An 18,102-nucleotide genomic window follows, 5' to 3' on the forward strand; every position below is an offset into this window, starting at 1 on the left:
AATTCATAACCTCCTATTTTTCACGATAGCCTTTAAAAAAGAGAGCAAGAGCGAGAAAAAGCAGCAACGTTTGCGATAATTCGGCAACTTGACTCTATTTTCGAATAAGACCTTCGATACAATATGTGGTATAGTTTAAAAGCTGACGCACACAATATATTGTGACAAAAGCTTGAAAATGTATTTTTTATAGAGTGCTTAGCTGGTATTTGTTATTGACAAGATGAGCTTCCTACATACACCTGTTAAGCAGTGGAGGATGGTAAGGGAGTTTTTGTTGTGGGCCCATACCTTGGACCGGAAACTAATATCTACTACACATGCGGGAGGTTTTTTTATTGAGTAAAGTGGAACGTAAGCAACGCCTTGAAGGGCTAAGTGAAAAAATATTTTTGGATCGTTATGCTTGGAAGGATGCAGACAGCAACAATGCTAAAGTAGGCGATGTTGTATTGGTGCTGACCAAAGATGATCCGAAGTTTCCAACTAAGGAAGTCGGAGAAATTGTGGAGCGCAGTGGTCGAATCGTAACTGTAAAGACGCGCAGTGGCGAACTTGTGAAATCGGATGTTGAAAAGTTGACCCTTAATATAGAAAAAACTCCTGAGGAAATGTGGGACCGTCTATCCACAGCGATGGCTTCTGTAGAGAAGACACCTGAGCTTCAAGCAGAATGGGCGGGCAAATTCCGTTCAATCCTGGATGATTGGAAGCTTGTGCCGGGTGGACGTATTGCGGCTGGTGCAGGTGCTAGTGAAGAATTAACATTGTTCAACTGTTATGTAATCCCTTCTCCAAAAGACAGCCGTGGCGGCATCATGCAGACATTGTCTGAAATGACGGAGATTATGGCCCGTGGTGGCGGTGTAGGCATTAACCTGTCTTCATTGCGTCCTCGTCGTGCGATTGTTAGAGGGGTTAATGGTTCATCCAGTGGTTCCGTTTCTTGGGGCGGTTTGTTTAGTTATACTACGGGGCTTATTGAGCAAGGCGGCAGCCGTCGTGGTGCGCTCATGCTGATGATTAATGACTGGCATCCCGATGTTGAGGACTTCATTACTGTGAAGCAAACGATGGGCCAAGTCACTAATGCTAACCTTTCGGTATGTGTGAGCAATGGTTTTATGAAGGCTGTAAAAGAAGATCTGGACTGGGATCTCGTATTCCCGGATACAACCGATCCTGAATATAACGAAATATGGGATGGCGATCTCGACAAGTGGAAAGCTGCCGGCAAAAACGTTATCCATTATCGCACCGTAAAAGCGCGTGACGTGTGGCGTACGATCATTGAATCGGCATGGAAATCCGCTGAGCCAGGCGTCGTGTTCATGGAATACTATAACCAGATGTCTAACAGCTGGTATTTCAACCCGATTATTTGTACAAATCCTTGTGGAGAGCAAGGCCTGCCAGGCTGGGGAGTCTGCAATCTGTCTGCGGTGAACCTGTCCAAGTTCTACGATGAGAAAAATCATGATGTAGATTGGGAAGATCTTGCGACTACAACCCGTTATTCAGTCCGTTTTCTGGACAATGTAATTGATAAAACACCTTATCATTTCCCGGAAAATGAAGCGAATCAGAAAAAGGAACGCCGCGTGGGTCTCGGAACCATGGGATTGGCGGAGCTGATGATTAAATTGAACATCCGTTACGGCAGCCCGGAATCGTTGGAGTTTCTGGACAAGCTATACGGCTTTATGGCTCGTGAAGCCTACCTTGCTTCGGCAGAAATTGCTGGAGAGAAGGGTTCCTTCCTAGCTTTTGATACTGAGAAATATCTAATGAGCGGCTTTATGAAAAATATAGTCGAAGCGTATCCAGAGGTTGGCGAAGCGATTCGTGAACATGGTATGCGTAACGTTACAGTTATTACACAAGCACCTACAGGTAGTACAGGTACAATGGTAGGTACTTCTACGGGAATTGAGCCTTATTTTGCCTTCAAATATTTCCGTCAAAGTCGTCTTGGCTATGATGAACAGTTTGTTCCAATCGCTCAAGAGTGGCTGGAGGCTCATCCGGGTGAAGAGCTGCCTGACTACTTTGTAACTTCGATGGATCTGTCAGCTAAAGATCATATTCGTGCGCAAGCAGCGATCCAACGCTGGGTAGATAGCTCTATTTCCAAAACAGCGAACTGCCCGTCTGACTTTACGGTTGAGGAGACGGCTGAGCTATATGAAATGGCCTTTGATCTAGGTTGTAAGGGTGTTACGATCTACCGCGATGGAAGTCGTGACGTTCAAGTTCTGGAAACCACGAAGAAGGAAGACAAAAAAGAAGCCGCTCCGGTTGCGGCAGAAGAAGCTACAACTACTGTAGAAGCGAGTACAAGTGTTGTAGCAGCAAGTCCAGCGCCTCAAGTGACTACAAAAGAGGCGGATAAACAATACAAAAAACGTCCGCAGGTTCTGCGCGGCGCTACCTATAAAATCAACACACCATTTGGGATGGCATATATTACGATCAATGACCTTGATGGAATACCGGCTGAAATCTTCCTGAATGTAGGTAAAGCAGGTTCTGACGTATTTGCTATGGCAGAAGCATTAGGCCGCGTCTGCTCCTTGTTCCTCCGTTACGGAGATCATGGTGAGAAAGTGGAGCTGTTGATTAAACATCTGAAAGGCATTGGCGGATCAGGTGCTATCGGCTTCGGCGCGAACCGTGTTGAATCCATTGCTGACGCTGTAGCTAAGGCACTGGAATCACATGTGCTGAACAATGCTCATGATGATCATGTACCTGCTCCGATTGCGGCAACTTTGGAGCTGGAGGATTTCAATGAAGCATTAAATGCGGAGTTGAAATCGAGCGTTCCGTCAGCTACGGAAGATGGACATGGTGGTCATCATGGACATAACCATGCCACGGCTTCCCGTGACCTTTGCCCATCCTGCGGCAGCGCCTCGCTGATTAATATTGAGGGCTGTAAGACTTGTGGCAATTGCGGGTATAGTCGTTGCGGGTAAACTAGAACTGTGACTAGCATAGCTACTAAAAGCAAGCGATCATCGAGAGGAAGTGTTAACCTTTTATCTCAATGGATCGCTTGTTTTTTTTATTATTGATGATGTTCATTGAGAGGTTTTAACTAAATGAGTTTTAGATACTATAGAACTACATACAGACTATGATAAAGAATTTATTGAATTTAGGGTAAGAAATGCTTTGGAAATGATAAAGGTAGCATTTAAAGAAAAAGATAAGGTTGGAATTGCGATTTGGTAAGTAACAACGTATTTACGCGGTGTGTCTGCTCTGTGAACTCTGTGTTCTGACTAAGCTTTTTAACACAAAACACGCGTACTTGTCTAACACAGGTACGCGTGTTTTTGTTATTCCACTACGAGAGGAATTATTTTTACATATCTAAATTCTTGAATGCATAAGGCAATAAATCCTTTAAACTCAGCTCTAAGATCTCTTTTTTCTCATTGGTTAAATAGACAGGCATGTCGGGCAAACAGAATTCCGATAATACTTGTCTGCAGATACTGCATGGCGGCAGAAAATCCATTGTGTCACCTGCTACAGCTATAGCCTGAAAATCACCTTTAGTATAGCCCTTTGTAATAGCCGTGAAGATTGCTGTTCTCTCTGCACAATTAGTAGCGCCAAAAGATACATTTTCTACGTTTACTCCATTAATAACATTTCCATCTTTAAGCAATAAGGCTGCTCCAACTGGAAATTTAGAATAAGGGGCATAAGCAGCTTTCTTTGTGTTACGTGCGCTTTCCATTAATTCTTCTTTATTCATAATACTCACCCTTTTTAAATAAGAATGAACCTTTCGGTCCCCTTATCGCCAACTTTAAGGTTGGCAGGACTTCTAATATTATAGTCACACCAAACGGTTGTCAACATGTACTACTCGATAAGCATCATTAGGGAATCATAGCTTTAAAATATAACTAGATATAGTAAATAGAAGTTACACATATTAAGCCTGCCATGGTAACCTTATCTTAAAAGCGACGAGTAGAGGGGTTTTATAATTTGGGAGCGGCAGAGAATACATTTAAACAAAAAATATTGAGCAAAAAACCGGGTATTATAACATATGGGATGACACCACCGAAGGCAAGCCACGCACCAGAAAAGGTCTCGGAAATCGCCCGGAAACAGGTTGAGAGACTTAAAAACCTTGATTTAGATGCGTTAATTCTGTACGACGTTCAGGAAGAAGTAGACAGAGTGGATCATGAAAGACCTTATCCCTATTTACCAACGATTGATCCGGCTGTCTATGGTGATAAATATCTAAGACAGGTGGAGGTCCCGAAAATAATTTACCGGTGCGTCGGTAATGATACTAGAGCTCAGTTCGAGGATTGGGTTAAAGCTGACGAAAATGAAGATAGATTTTCCGTGTATGTGGGCGCTTCGTCAAGTAAACAAGAGGTGAAATTGAATTTACCAGAGGCTTATAAGCTAAGTAAACAGCTAAATAACAATTTAACTTTTGGCGGAGTTGTCATTCCGGAAAGACATATAAAAAAGAATGATGAGCATATACGGGTTGTCGAAAAGACCAACAATGGGTGCAACTTTTTTATTACACAGGCAACTTATAATGTAGAGGCATCAAAGAATTTATTGTCTGATTTATATTATTACTATACAAATAACGGTTTTGAGATGGTTCCTATTTTATTTAATCTTGCACCATGCGGTACCGCGAAAACATTACAATTTATGAAGTGGTTAGGGATCAGTATCCCGGGATGGTTAGAAAACGAGTTGAAATACTCGAATGATATTTTGGATAAATCAATCCAGCTATCGCAAAAAATCTTTGAAGAATTACTAGATTTCGGGCTGGAGAAGGGAATTCCTATTGGTTGCAGTATTGAAAGTGTTTCAACAAGTAAGTTGGAGATTGAAGCGTCCGTACAGCTTGTTAAAGATGTGAAGGCTATTTTGGATAAGAAGCTGCCGAGTCATGAATCCAACATAACGCAATCAATCATGTAACATATTGCAAAGAACTAGGAAGTAGCGGATGGATTTTGCTAAGCCACCCTACTGCTCAGGATTACCTTATAATGTTGGGCTATAAGCTGCTTCCGGTACACGATCGGAGGCAGCTTTTTTAGCTATATGCTTACAGATTCGCGAGTTTAATGATAGGTATCTTTTATAAATTGAATAAAACGTGCTGTTGCGGTACTAAATAGATTGTTCTTTTTCCAAGCTAATACATGACCTGTCGTACGTTCAGGTTCAAATGGAACAAAACAAGTTTGCTCGCTTTCTCGGATGGTATATGAACCACTCACACAAATGGCATACCCAAGCTTTTGTTCTACCAGCAGCATGGCATTTGTCAGCAGATTGTGTGAGGCAAAGATACATAAGCTGCCATTTTCAACTCCAAGCCAGCTCGTAATTTCATTTTGTACAAGAGTACGGCGGGGGAGGATTAGAGGTAAAGAAAGAATATCCTCAATTCCAATAGAGATTTTCTGGGCTAGAGGGTCATCCCGTCGCATCAGAATTCCCCACTTTTCCTGATAAGGCAGACGAATGTAGTCATATTTGGCGGCTTCAATGGGTTCCAATAATATACCTATATCAATATTTCCCCGGTCTAGCTTTTCTCGAATATCATCACCATCCGCACTATATATTTCATATTGTACTTTCGGATGCCGATTGGAGAACTCTTCTAGTAACTTTGGTAATGCCCTGGATACAGAGGATTCAACACAACCTATCGAAACTACTCCGCCAACTAGCTCTTTTTGCTCTGCCAGATCCCGTTCTGTTTTATCCAATAGCGCAACAATTTCTTTTGCCCGCTGCTGAAAGAGAAGTCCACTATCTGTTAATGTAATCTGTCTTTTTCCCCGAATAAACAAGCCGGTTCCCAATTCTTCTTCTAGATCCATAAGCTGTCTACTTAATGTTGGCTGGGTAATGTGGAGAATTTCTGCTGCTTTTGTTATATTACCAACCTTAGCCACGGTTAAAAAATATCTGAGAACACGCACATCCATTATTTTTAACATCCTTTCAAATTACAGCTGATATATTAGCATTGTCATATATATATGCATTTTAGGCATGGTACGTAATCCAACATAGGTATTAGATATTTATCGCTTTTGAATTTACCATAGATTTAATACCAATACAAAACGGAGCTAATCCTATGAGTAAACTGGAAAGTGCGATTACGAAACCAAGATTATTTTCAGACAAAGAACTAATGAAATTATTCCTGCCATTAATTATTGAACAATTATTAGAAGCATTGGTAGGGTTGGTGAATTCTATCATGGTAGCTTCTGTTGGAGAATCAGCAGTATCGGGTGTATCTTTAGTTGAAATGGTCATGTTACTGTTGATTAGCTTATTTGCAGCATTAGCTACTGGAGGAACGGTAATTGTCGGTCAATATCTTGGAAAAAAGCAAGCGCATCAGGCTAGAGAAGCAGCGAATCAATTAGTTTGGTTTACGGGTGCAGCTGGGTTAGTGATTATGATATTGATTTATTTGCTGAAGGGTTTTATTTTAAATGGGCTTTTTGGAACGATTACAGAAGAGGTATATGGGCATGCCAATACTTATTTATTAATTGTTGGGGCTTCCGTTCCTTTCTTGGCTCTATATAATGCAGGTGCAGCCGTATTCAGAACGATGGGAAACTCCAAGCTGCCTATGCAAATTATGTTGGTTGTGAATCTTGTGAATATAGCAGGGAATGCGCTATTGGTTTATGGTTTTGACATGGGGACAGCCGGCATCGCGATTCCAACTTTAATTTCCAGAACGGGCGCTGCTATTTGTATTCTTGTGTTAATCTCTAACCCTAAGAATCTCCTCTATCTGAAAAAGACCTTGCGGCATAAATTTGATACTAAGATGATCAAACAGATTATGAGAATTGGTGTCCCTTATGGGCTGGAAAATGGCATGTTTTATATTGGAAGGTTATTGATATTGAGTTTGGTGTCCACATTTGGAACGGCGGCAATAGCAGCAAATTCAGTAGGAAGTACTATTGCTTCCTTGCAGGCATTACCTGGGATGGCGATTGGTTTAGGGTTGTCTGTTGTTATTTCTCGATGTGTGGGGGCTGGGGATTATGCTCAAGCTAGATATTATACGAGAAGGATTATTGGTTTTATTTATATAGCACAGGTAGTCAGTTCTATTGTGAGTTTAGCTTTATTTCCAAGCATATTGAGCATCTATCATTTTTCAGCAGAAGCGGAACTCTGGGCAACAAAGATTGTGTGGAGTCATGCGATCGTTATGATGTTGATCTGGCCTTTTGGAAATACGCTGCCCACGGTTTTTCGAGCTGCTGGAGACGCCAAATTTCCTTTGGTCATCAGTATGATTACTATGATTTGTTGTAGAATTATGTTTGCTTATATATTGGTATATTGGCTGCATATGGATATGTTTGCAACGTGGATCGCAGTTTATTGCGACTGGCTGATCAAAGGGGTTCTGTTTATTTGGCGGTACGTTAGAGGGAAATGGACAAAATTCCATGCGATACAATAAGGATAACCCCGATGTAGATTACATCGGGGTTATCATCTCTCTAGGTCAACTCACTAAGCATTATAGCCGAAGCCAAGTATAGTAAAAGACTTGTCCTGATCTTCCGGCACCATTCTGATTTCTACCTGATGCTCCCCGCTAACCTCATTTTGATAAAGAATTACCGGATTGCAATGTGTCCAGTTATTCTCATGTGGATCAGCGGTGACTACAAGACAACCATCGACGTAAATGTTCGCCTTGCCGAATTCGCTGCTGCCAGAATCCTTGTATACGAGGATAAGATTTTTGCTTGTTATCGTCAGCTTGAAGCTGTGTTCCCCAGAAGACGCTGAATGCATCCAATTATGAGGGAATTCCGGAGTTCCAAAAGGATTGGCATCCATTTCTACCCGCTGCAAATCGGTATCGATCCTCGAAAATCCGCCCACCTCGATCCTGCCTGCGTCAATATGGCTTTTGCGGTCCAGCAGAAGGGTTCCCGCAAAATCATTCCCGATGACCGGATGTTGATCCAATAGGAGATCATCTTCGTCCATTAGCGTTTTGTGGGTTTCGGAGAATAAATAAGCCAGACAATCAGCCATCACCCGGTGACCATCATTAGTAGGATGATAGATATCATAGAAAAATTGCCGTTTTGAGAGGATGTTCCCCTCATTTTTGCTTAGGCGGAACTGCCCGGATACCGCATCTTTTACACTAACCATAGGAAGATTATAACGCCGGCCAATGGGGGAGAGCCGTTCCTGCAGGTTCCAGTCATTCATAAACACGCTGAACAGGAGAACTACAGCCGGTCTATTATCGGCGGAAAGTATTTTTAGGCATAAGCTTTCAAAACAGTTGCCTTTCGTTTCATCACCTTCGTCGTTTACCGCAAATTCTACCACCACGATATCAGGTGTTACAGAACCTTCCCGGAGAATATCCCTTTCATAACGGATGACCCCAAGCTCGGATGGTGTTCCACCTACCCCAGCCTTCACAAAATGGATGTTCTCGCCACCATTCGTACCGAATAATTCCTTAAATCTCAGATACGATTGGTAGGCATAACATTCTGTATGGATCGGTTTAGCGCCTGCTCCCTGAGTAATGGAACCCCCAATATAAGCAATCGTGACATCCTCACCTTTTATAGCCTTATGGATGGCCGTTTTTAATCTTTTATTATTGCCCGGATGAAGCAAGGATTGGGTAATGATCTCCCGGTATTCGTTAGAATCAAACGCTACAGGCGGTTCAATGATTAGCTCTGGTACAGAATAACCGTCATGCAAATAAAAAATTATACTCGCGATGGCCAGTTCGCCTTCATGTTTAAATTCAAAAGCGAATTTGCCGAGCACTGCATCCTCTTCAGACCATTCCAAATCCTCTAATTTCAAGAGGACTTCTGAACCGTCGGAGGGACAGGGCACACGTATGCTGCTGCCTGTTTCGTATTTGCTGGTTTTGCCCCAGTTCTGCAATAGAAAAGAGATGGGCTCGTTCTGCTCATGATCCCTTCTCACAGACACTCCGATACTATGGACTAATTTGCGGAATCCAACGCAGTTTCCTAGCAGCTCCAGTATTGTCTCATCAGTGACGCCGCCAATATATCTGGCTTTGTCGATTAGATAGTTACCTTCCAGATAAACTTCCTGTGAAGGTGGACCTTCGGCCCGGGCTGTCGCCTCAATCGCTGTTTCGTAGAGCACAAAAAAACCGTTCCTGCGTTCAGCCGGGTCCTTGGGCGCCTTTGGACCTTCAATCTTGCCACCTGTAATGACCCCGTTATTGTTTTTCATATTGATCATCCTCGCTTTTTGTATAAGCTTTTCTTGTTATGGATGCGTTTGCAAAAAACATGCTTTTGTTAGAAGGAATACCTGTTAACAGTAACACCAAATATCCAGATCGTTCAACCGATAAACAAAGTTTCATTTAATAATTACAAAAAGTTGCTAGTTTACACATGGATGTTGAAATCGCTTACTTATATAATGTGCCTAGTCATACGAAAATAGGATGCTTAAGGGGAGAATTATCATGCCTACGAAGGAATTGCACCTTGTGAAGCAGGGCAGTGCTGCCAAGATTTACGTGGACCCCAAGGGGAAAGATTATGAGGGATTACGCCGGGTGGCACAGTCTTTTGCAGCAGATGTTAAACAGGTAACAGAGGTAGAACCTGAGATATATACACAATTGAACAAATTGGATGGAACAGTCATAATCGCTGGATCGATAGGCAGCAATGATTTTATCGATGATTTAATCGCGGAGGGAACCGTTGATGTATCGGCCATCCAAAATAAAAGAGAATGTTATAAAATTCAGGTGGTTGAACAACCCACAGCGGGAGTGGACAAGGCGCTCGTCATTGTAGGAAGTGATAAACGAGGGACGATTTACGGGTTGTATTCGCTCTCCGAAAAGATTGGAGTTAGTCCTTGGGTGTACTGGGCGGATATTGTGCCGGAGAAGAAGCCGGCATTGTCCATTCCTGATAACCAGCTTCATGTGATCTCCAAGGAGCCTTCGGTTAAATATAGAGGTATTTTTTTGAATGACGACTGGCCGTCTTTAGGTTCTTGGGTAACTCAAAGATTTGGTGACTTTAATGAAGATTTCTATGACAAGGTATTTGAACTCATTCTTCGCTTGAAGGGGAATTATTTATGGCCGGCGATGTGGAGCGCCGAATTTAGCCTGAATGGTAAAAGCAGCCCGATTGCCAACGCCAAGCATGCACAAGAATACGGAATTATTATGGGGACCTCCCATCATGAACCCTTATTCCGGGCAGGCAGTGAATGGCAGAAGGTATACAGCCAATACGGAACAAGTAACCTATGGGATTTCGCCCGTAATAAACAGGCGATTACAGATTTCTGGGAAGACGGAATCAAGCGCAATCAGGACTTTGATAACTTGATTACTCTAGGCATGCGGGGGGAAAGTGACTCTGCGCTGGAGGGCTCCGACCAGGAGAATATTGATCTGCTGAAGGACATTATACTTACGCAAAAAGAACTATTGAAGAAATACAATCTTGAACATGCGCCGCAAATTTTGGCCGTTTATAAGGAAGTTGAGAAGTACTGGTATGGCACTGCCGGGGTGGAAGGGTTGAAGGACTGGGATGTTCTGAATGACGTTACGATCCTGCTTGCTGACGATAACTTTGGCAATCTCCGCAAAATCCCGACGAAAAACGAACGTAACCGCAGCGCAGGATGGGGGATGTATTATCATTTTGACTACCATGGTGGTCCGCATTCCTATGAATGGTTAAATACGACCCCGCTTGAAAAAGTCTGGGAGCAAATGTGTATGGCATTTGACTATGGCATCCGTGAGGTATGGATTGTGAACGTCGGAGATTTGAAGCCTATGGAATTGCCCATTTCCTACTTTCTGGATTTGGCCTACGATTTTGAGGCTTGGGGGACAGGTGCAATCAATCGGACTGTGGAATACACCAACCGTTGGGTAGAGCAGCAATTCGGATATGCGCTGGAACAAGAGACATGTCTGGGAATCGCACAATTGTTAGGGGATTATACCCGGATGAACGGTCGGCGCAAGCCTGAAATTATTTATCCGTCCACCTTCAGTCCTATCCATTACAATGAGGCGCACAGAGTTCTGGAGCAAGCGGTGATGATCGAGAAGGCTGCCGGCAAATACGATGAGCTAATCCCGGAACAACTAAAGGATGCTTACTTCCAGCTCGTATATTTCCCTGCTGTTGCCTCGGCCAATGTGGTCAAAATGCAAATTTATGCTGGACTGAACCATCTATACGCTGAACGAAATAGTATGTTGGCAAATACTTACGCTGCTCTGACCCGCGAAACCATCGAACGGGATAAGTATCTGGAGCTGGTTTATAATAGCGGAATTTCGGATGGAAAATGGCAGGGAATGATGAGTTCCCCTCATGTAGGGTATATACATTGGAATGCAGAAGGGTGGAAATATCCGGATGTAAACACCTTGACGCCCGCCAGAGGTTCTTTAATGATTGTCGATGTGGAAGGAACGGAACAAGCGTATATTTCCGGCACAGCTAATCTTCCGGTATTTACAAATCTCCAAAAAGAAAACTATCGCATCACAATCAGTAACGGTGGAGAAGCGGGTTTTGAATATCAGGTGCGGAGCAGCGTAGATTGGATCAAGCTTGAGAAAATACGCGGCTGGATTGAGGCAGGGGAGACGCTTCAGGTTTCCGTAGATTGGGAGAAGGTCAAAGAAGAATCGACGGGCGAAATTACGATCTCCGGTGCCGGGAATATAGTTAAGGTGAAGGCAGCCGTGGATTGGATAGACCTTCCGGATGTGCCACCGATGACATTCATCGAGACCCATAATATCGTGTCCATTGAAGCGGAGCATACCATAACTCGTGTTTCGAAATCAGGGGTGGTATGGAAGACCATTGACAGCTATGGACGTTCTTTATCCTCGGTTAAAATGTTTCCGGATGCTGTATCTTTTGAACAACCGGAGGATGCACCTTGTCTGGAATATCGGATTCTAGTGCAGCAGGACACCGATTATAGCTTAACCGCGTATATTGCGCCGACAAACAATCTGTCACAAACTAGCGGGTTAAAATATGCGATAGGTTTCGATGATCAGGGACCCGTGATTAAGGATGCTTTACCAACGAACTTTGAAGGCGGCAATCATGATAATGAACCATGGTGCCGCGCGGTTATGGACAATATTCATGCTGTGACCACCTGCCATGCTTTAACGAAGGGTCTTCATACCCTCCGCTTTTACGGATTGGATGCGGGTCTGGTTCTGCAAAAGCTTGTATTGTCCGCTGCCCAGCTTCCTTATTCCTATTTAGGGCCGGAGGAGAGCTTTTATACTAGCGGGACGGCGTCCATTCTTAGTTAGGTTGAATTAAAAGGGCGAACAACTAGGTTGTTGCTTCGAATCCTCCGTTATTTCAGGGCAGATGACGGAGGATAACCTTTTATATTTTTGAAAACGTTGCTGAAGTAGGCGACATCTTGATAACCACAGTGCGCTGCCACTTCGGACACATTAAAACCACCTGCCGATAGAATCATCTCAGCATTGTTCACGCGCACCTTGTTTATAAATTCTTTATAGGTGGAGCCAGTGTTCTGCTTAAACAGCTTACCAAGATATACGGGATTTAGGGCAACCCAATCTGCCAGCTCCTTGATCGTAACTTCCTCCGAATAATGATCCATGATATAGGTCATCACTTTTTGGATTCTTAGATCTATCAGAGGTGTTTCTTGATGGTGGGCGATACTTAATAAGCGGTACACAATCAGTTGAAAGATGGCCCGGGCCTTCATTTTGTAGAAAGGTTGTTTGCCCATCCAGATATGTGAGAATTCTTTAATATCCTCTAGAATCTCTTTAGTTCTCCAATTCCTAGTTACAGTCTCAAAAGGGAGCTGCACATGATTGTCCTCACCCTCCCAGAAGAAATTGAAGGCAAAAGAACGCATGGGTGCCTCCTTGAAAGTCTGAGCTTCCCGAATGCTGCCAGAAGGGGCATAGAGCATATCCCCGGCTTCAACCGTGAATTTCTCTCCATTAATAAAATAGTCAGATTTTCCTTCTACGATGAAGGTAAGATCATGGAAATCAATTTTACTCCTCGTAATCTCCCAATCCGGGAAGGATCGGCGATCAACGAACAAAAAAACACGGGGAACAAGATTTTCGTATTTGGTAATGTCCATTTCTACCACCCCTCTTTACTTATAAATAGATCCGCGCTAATGCCGATTGGTATATTATACAAAAATGAAACCGATTTAGAAATGGGATTGTAAATTGACTTTGCGCAATCAGAAGAATACAATAGTTTTATGACTATCGAACAATATTCCTTAAAAGATGATGATAAGCGAGTGAAGATTTTAAAGCATTAGCAGAAGTGAAACGAATTGAAATGATTCGTTATCTTCATCTCCATAAGGAGAACAATACATGTAGGTCCATTGGTGAATCTATGGGAATGGACAAATCCAATGTGTCGTACCATCTGAAGATTTTGTATGAAGCTGATTTAGTAAGTGTCACACGTATGGGGCAGAATAAGATTAGCCAGCTTCGAGAGGATACGTTTAGCGAATTATTACCGGGTTTCTTGGACAGTTTATAATATGTCCGGAAACCTATAATTTTTTCTTGATAGTTTGATAGTTTTATAACTATTTGATAATCATGTACAGGGTTTGGTTAATAGTTATAGGTAGCAGCAAAAATAAATATTAATGGAGTAGTGATCTATGAATCAGTTGAAAAATAAACAGGTCCTGTTAATTTCACGTCCTGTAGGCATGCCAACCCAGCAAAATTTCGAGTTCAAAGATATTCCTGTAGTTGAAGCAAAAGAAGGACAAGTTGTTGTACGTACGTTGTATTTGTCAGTGGATCCTTATATGCGCGGAAGAATGAATGATTCTAAATCGTATATTCCTCCGTATCAGCTTAATGAAGTCATCGCTGGAGGACTTGTGGGAGAGATCGTAGAATCCAAATCGGAGTTATTCAAAGCTGGAGATAAAGTCATCGGTATGCTGGGCTGGCAGTTATATAATACTGTAGATGCTAAAGCAGTAACCAAAATCGATGATTCGATTGCACCTGTATCGGCTTACTTAAGTGTTCTAGGTTTAACAGGGCTCACTGCATATTTCGGTTTACTTGATATCGGGCAGCCGAAAGAAGGAGAGACTGTCGTAGTGTCTGGAGCAGCGGGTTCAGTGGGGATGTTTGTTGGACAGATTGCCAAAATCAAGGGCGCTCGTGTCGTTGGGATCGCAGGTAGCGATGATAAATGCGACTATTTGAAAAAAGAACTTGGCTTTGATGCAACCATTAATTATAAAACAACGGAAAATTTAGACCAGGCTTTGGAAGAAGCATGTCCAAATGGTGTTGATGTTTATTTTGACAACGTGGGTGGATCGATTTCAGATGCTGTGATGAGCTTGCTTAATGATTATGCACGTATTCCCCTATGTGGCGCTATTTCTTCCTATAATAGTACAGATGGAGATATGGGTCCACGTATTCAGAGCAGATTGATCAAAACCCGCTCCCTTATCAAAGGATTCGTTCTTAGTGATTACGCAGCCCGCCAGTCAGAAGGCCTTCAAGAGCTTGGAAAATGGCTAACAGAAGGTAAATTAAAATATGAAGAAACAGTTGTTGAAGGATTCGATAATGTGGTTGAAGCATTCCTGCAATTGTTCCAAGGTGCGAACCTCGGGAAGATGCTTGTTAAGGTGAGCGACTCCGAATTCTAAAACAACACAAACAGCTCTGGTAGAGATTTTTATATATCAGGGCTGTTTGTATTATTACCAATCAAATCCGTTCAGACCATACCCTGTTTGGACTTCATGCATTTAAGATTGTATGTGCGGCCATAGGCTTTTGCATATTTGACGATTCGCTCAATCATGCTGGTGTCATTCAGTTTGGTAAACGGGCACGGATCGGGGGCAGTATTTACTTCCAAGATCCATGGTTTAAGGCGTCGATCCAAAGCAATATCCACACCGATTTCCTGCAGGCCGGGATAGGCTGTGCTCAGCTGTCTGGCGGAGTTCACTCCGATTTGTTGCATGGACCGGATCAACGCGCTACTATTCTCTACGTTTGTGTAGGATTCTAATAATGCCTCTACCGGATAAATCGTTCCCCCTTGGCTCCCATTCGTAACCACTTTGCGAGGATGAGCTACGCGACCCGCAATGCCTGTAGCTTCCCACCCACCCTTAAGATTTCTTTGCACCATAACCCGGATATCAAATGGCCTTCCCTCATAAACCAAAAGCCAAATCCCTTTTTGCACCAAATAGGACTTTCCTTGGGTCTCGCTAGAGATTGCCCGATAAGCCATCTCGTAATCAGAAAATGTATGTTTATGCGTACCGGACTGATAGCTGTAGGCTGGTCGTTTTTTGGAGGAATGATCTTGCGATCTTTCAATCCGGATTACACCCTGTCCCAAAGATCCACAGCAGGGCTTAATGTACACCATTTTATGTTTTTGCAACATCTCATAGAGTACGTTTTTATTCATTTTTTTCGTTACCGGGATGTACTTCCTTAGCTCTTGTTTTCTAAGCAGTACCCTTGTTTTCGTCAGCTTATTGGATATCCGCCGTATTGGCTCCTTCATTTTGTTCCTCCGTTCTATATATCTATAGGCTATATTACGGGAATACGCAGTTTTTGCTTGGGCAACCACAGAATAATAGAACACATGCAAAGAATTCTACATATGAATATTGGAGGCATTTATTAAACTTGGGCTGCAGCATGCGGTCAACGGGAGGCGGCTATGATGCTGCTCGGGAAATTGCAGAATAAGGTGCAAGAAGTAATGGACGAATACCCTTGGTACAAGGGGCTGATCGATGGGGAGAAAACGAATTATAACCTGCAGAACTTACCTCTTATGTCTTCGAAAATACTTGAAACCTTCTATTATAACCAACCCATCGATCCTTCTTGGACTATTTATAGGACGTCTGGTACAAGCTCAGGCCGTAGAAAAGCAATCCTTTACTCTGAGGAAGATGACAAACACTATGTGGATATTAAAACGAAGCTATTCGGCGAGCTTATTGCGGGAAGCGGATGTAACAGAGCGTTGGCGGATATGGGCACTGGACATGCAGCAAACACTGCGCTGACCATTTTTGAAAGGTTAGGATTGGAGAAAAGTTCAATACCCTTTGAACTGCCAATCGAACAGCATATTGAACAGCTTAAAGCTTTTAAACCTGACTTGCTCTATACGATGCCGTCCATCCTTGACCATATCGTATATGCTGCCGGAAACCCGCGTGAATTCGGAATTCGCAAGATTATTTTGGTAGGGGAAATTGCTCCGCCTGAGTGGCAGCGGAATATGGCTGGCTTGTTTGGTATTGATCCTAGAGATATCATCGATACTTACGGCTCCATTGAAATCGGTACGATCGCTTATTACTCCCATGATCACGGCAGGTACATTTTTGCCGACGGAATTTTTGCGGAAGGAATCGGGGTTCAGGAGTTAGACGAAGAAGTAAGGCCGCTTCGGAACAATGAAAGTATTCTGGTGCTTACCTCAACTGTCCGCAAGATGCTGCCAGCCCTTCGTTTTGTTACTTATGACGTCGTAAGGGATTTTAGGCCTGTGATGATAGACGGGGTTGAACAACAAAGCTTTGAGTCCATTGTAAAAAGAGTGGGTCAAGAACTGAAGCACGGTGAGAAGATCAGCCTGTACGATATTGAGCAGGTCGTATACCGTCATATTGAAGATGCAATCATTCGGGTCAAGGTAAAAAACAATGCGCTCTCTATTTATATCAAGAGTAAATCTGTGAAGCCCTCTATTATTCCGGTAATTAAAGAGGAAATCAGGGAGTGTGTTCCGGAAATCGGGATGATGATTCGCAACCATCTGCTTGATGATATTGAGATCATTATAGTAGCTAAAGGGGAGTCGCTGGCCAACGGGCAGGTCAAGAACAAGAAGTTGTATTATCAGAAGGACAAAGCTAAGGTGGACATAAATATCCAAGGCGGTATCTTGTCGACTATCGGAAAAACGCCATTAATCAAGCTGAATAATTTGTTCCAGAACAGTGAGTTCGAAGTCTACGCAAAAATGGAACTGCTAAATCCGGGAGGAAGTGCGAAAGACCGTCCAGCTCTGCGGATGATCCATGAGGCATGGAAGGAAGGGAAAATCGGGCCGGGAACTACTATTATTGAGTCAAGTTCGGGAAATATGGCGATTAGCTTGGCGATGATTTGCCAATATTTAGGGCTGCGGTTTATTAGCGTGGTTGATCCAAGAACTACCACAACAAATCTGCAGATTCTGAAAACATTAACTGCAAAAATTGACTTTGTTAGCGATCCCGACCTCGAGACCGGTGAATATCTGCCTGCTAGACTGAATCGAGTGCAGCGACTCTTGGAGGAAATACCGGGCAGCTACTGGCCGAATCAATATGCAAACGCAAATAACTATTTGTCCCACTACCATACGACCATGAAAGAAATCGTGACTGAGCTTGGCGAAGTAGATTATTTGTTTTGCAGCGTAAGTACATGCGGCACGATTCGAGGTCTCGCGGAATATGTAAGGGATCATGGTCTGAAGACTAAGATTGTTGCCGTCGATGCGGAGGGAAGTACTATTTTTGGTGGCAACAAAGAGAAACGGCGGTTCCCGGGACTGGGTGCTGGCATCGTACCCCCTTTCTGCAGAACGGATTTAATCGACCGTATCGTGCATGTCTCAGACTTGGATATCGTAAAAGGATGCCGAGCACTCGCTCAGAATGAATCGATTCTGGCCGGTGCATCCTCAGGGGCTAACCTTGCCGCTGTTAGGCGTATGGAGCAAGAATTGGCTCCAGGATCTGTCTGTGCGGTGATCCTGCATGACAAAGGGGAGCGTTACCTCGATACGGTATACTCTGACCCATGGATTCAGAATGAATTTGGGCAGGAGTTCTCGGCTGACGGTGGAGATGTCCTTGCTTAACGAACGGCAAAAG

At 43.2% G+C, this 18,102-nt stretch carries 12 protein-coding genes; 7 read left to right on the forward strand and 5 right to left on the reverse strand.

All coding sequences use genetic code 11. The annotated features are described in order from the left end of the window. Positions 1 to 320: 320 nt before the first annotated feature. Positions 321 to 2,978: an adenosylcobalamin-dependent ribonucleoside-diphosphate reductase gene (locus NST40_RS10915; protein WP_076277459.1), complete on the forward strand. Its 2,658-nt coding sequence runs from the start codon at positions 321 to 323 to the stop codon at positions 2,976 to 2,978. Positions 2,979 to 3,370: 392 nt separating this feature from the next. Here the strand turns inward: NST40_RS10915 and NST40_RS10920 are convergent, their stop codons facing one another. Then, a complete protein-coding gene (locus NST40_RS10920) occupies positions 3,371 to 3,769 on the reverse strand; it encodes a cytidine deaminase (protein WP_076186474.1) in 399 nt (132 codons plus the stop codon). Between the two features lie 239 nt (positions 3,770 to 4,008). Here NST40_RS10920 and NST40_RS10925 point away from each other — a divergent pair, with 239 nt between their 5' ends. Then, positions 4,009 to 4,986, forward strand: coding sequence for a methylenetetrahydrofolate reductase (locus NST40_RS10925; RefSeq protein ID WP_256719063.1), 978 nt, complete (start codon positions 4,009 to 4,011; stop codon positions 4,984 to 4,986). A 146-nt stretch (positions 4,987 to 5,132) separates the two neighbouring features. Here the strand turns inward: NST40_RS10925 and NST40_RS10930 are convergent, their stop codons facing one another. Next, complete coding sequence (locus NST40_RS10930) at positions 5,133 to 6,011, reverse strand: LysR family transcriptional regulator (protein ID WP_076218957.1); 879 nt, start codon at positions 6,009 to 6,011, stop codon at positions 5,133 to 5,135. 155 nt (positions 6,012 to 6,166) lie between these two features. Here NST40_RS10930 and NST40_RS10935 point away from each other — a divergent pair, with 155 nt between their 5' ends. Further along, a complete protein-coding gene (locus NST40_RS10935) occupies positions 6,167 to 7,531 on the forward strand; it encodes an MATE family efflux transporter (RefSeq protein ID WP_076277458.1) in 1,365 nt (454 codons plus the stop codon). Positions 7,532 to 7,584: 53 nt separating this feature from the next. On the opposite strand, the gene NST40_RS10940 is transcribed toward NST40_RS10935, so the two are convergent. Continuing rightward, the gene (locus NST40_RS10940) at positions 7,585 to 9,327 is read right to left on the reverse strand and encodes an SGNH/GDSL hydrolase family protein (protein WP_076277457.1); all 1,743 of its coding nucleotides are present in this window, start codon (positions 9,325 to 9,327) and stop codon (positions 7,585 to 7,587) included. Positions 9,328 to 9,568: 241 nt separating this feature from the next. Between NST40_RS10940 and NST40_RS10945 the strand changes: the two genes are divergently transcribed. Continuing rightward, positions 9,569 to 12,436, forward strand: coding sequence for a glycosyl hydrolase 115 family protein (locus NST40_RS10945; RefSeq protein WP_341002031.1), 2,868 nt, complete (start codon positions 9,569 to 9,571; stop codon positions 12,434 to 12,436). A 47-nt stretch (positions 12,437 to 12,483) separates the two neighbouring features. Here NST40_RS10945 and NST40_RS10950 read toward each other — a convergent pair whose 3' ends face one another. Continuing rightward, entirely contained in the window at positions 12,484 to 13,263 is a 780-nt protein-coding gene (locus NST40_RS10950; RefSeq protein WP_076218961.1) for a helix-turn-helix domain-containing protein, read from the reverse strand. A 212-nt stretch (positions 13,264 to 13,475) separates the two neighbouring features. Between NST40_RS10950 and NST40_RS10955 the strand changes: the two genes are divergently transcribed. Continuing rightward, positions 13,476 to 13,688, forward strand: coding sequence for a helix-turn-helix domain-containing protein (locus NST40_RS10955; protein WP_342410894.1), 213 nt, complete (start codon positions 13,476 to 13,478; stop codon positions 13,686 to 13,688). Between the two features lie 127 nt (positions 13,689 to 13,815). Further along, positions 13,816 to 14,838 carry an NADP-dependent oxidoreductase gene (locus tag NST40_RS10960; protein ID WP_076218963.1) on the forward strand — a complete coding sequence of 341 codons (1,023 nt, stop codon included), beginning with the start codon at positions 13,816 to 13,818 and terminating at the stop codon, positions 14,836 to 14,838. Between the two features lie 71 nt (positions 14,839 to 14,909). Here the strand turns inward: NST40_RS10960 and NST40_RS10965 are convergent, their stop codons facing one another. Continuing rightward, complete coding sequence (locus tag NST40_RS10965; RefSeq protein WP_076129991.1) at positions 14,910 to 15,719, reverse strand: YheC/YheD family protein; 810 nt, start codon at positions 15,717 to 15,719, stop codon at positions 14,910 to 14,912. A gap of 162 nt (positions 15,720 to 15,881) precedes the next feature. Between NST40_RS10965 and sbnA the strand changes: the two genes are divergently transcribed. Continuing rightward, positions 15,882 to 18,089 (forward strand): 2,3-diaminopropionate biosynthesis protein SbnA, encoded by a 2,208-nt coding sequence (sbnA, locus tag NST40_RS10970; RefSeq protein WP_342410667.1) that lies wholly within the window; start codon positions 15,882 to 15,884, stop codon positions 18,087 to 18,089. Positions 18,090 to 18,102 lie beyond the last annotated feature (13 nt).

It is taken from the genome of Paenibacillus sp. FSL R10-2778 (assembly GCF_038593035.1).
Taxonomy (GTDB): Bacteria; Bacillota; Bacilli; order Paenibacillales; family Paenibacillaceae; genus Paenibacillus_AQ; species Paenibacillus_AQ odorifer.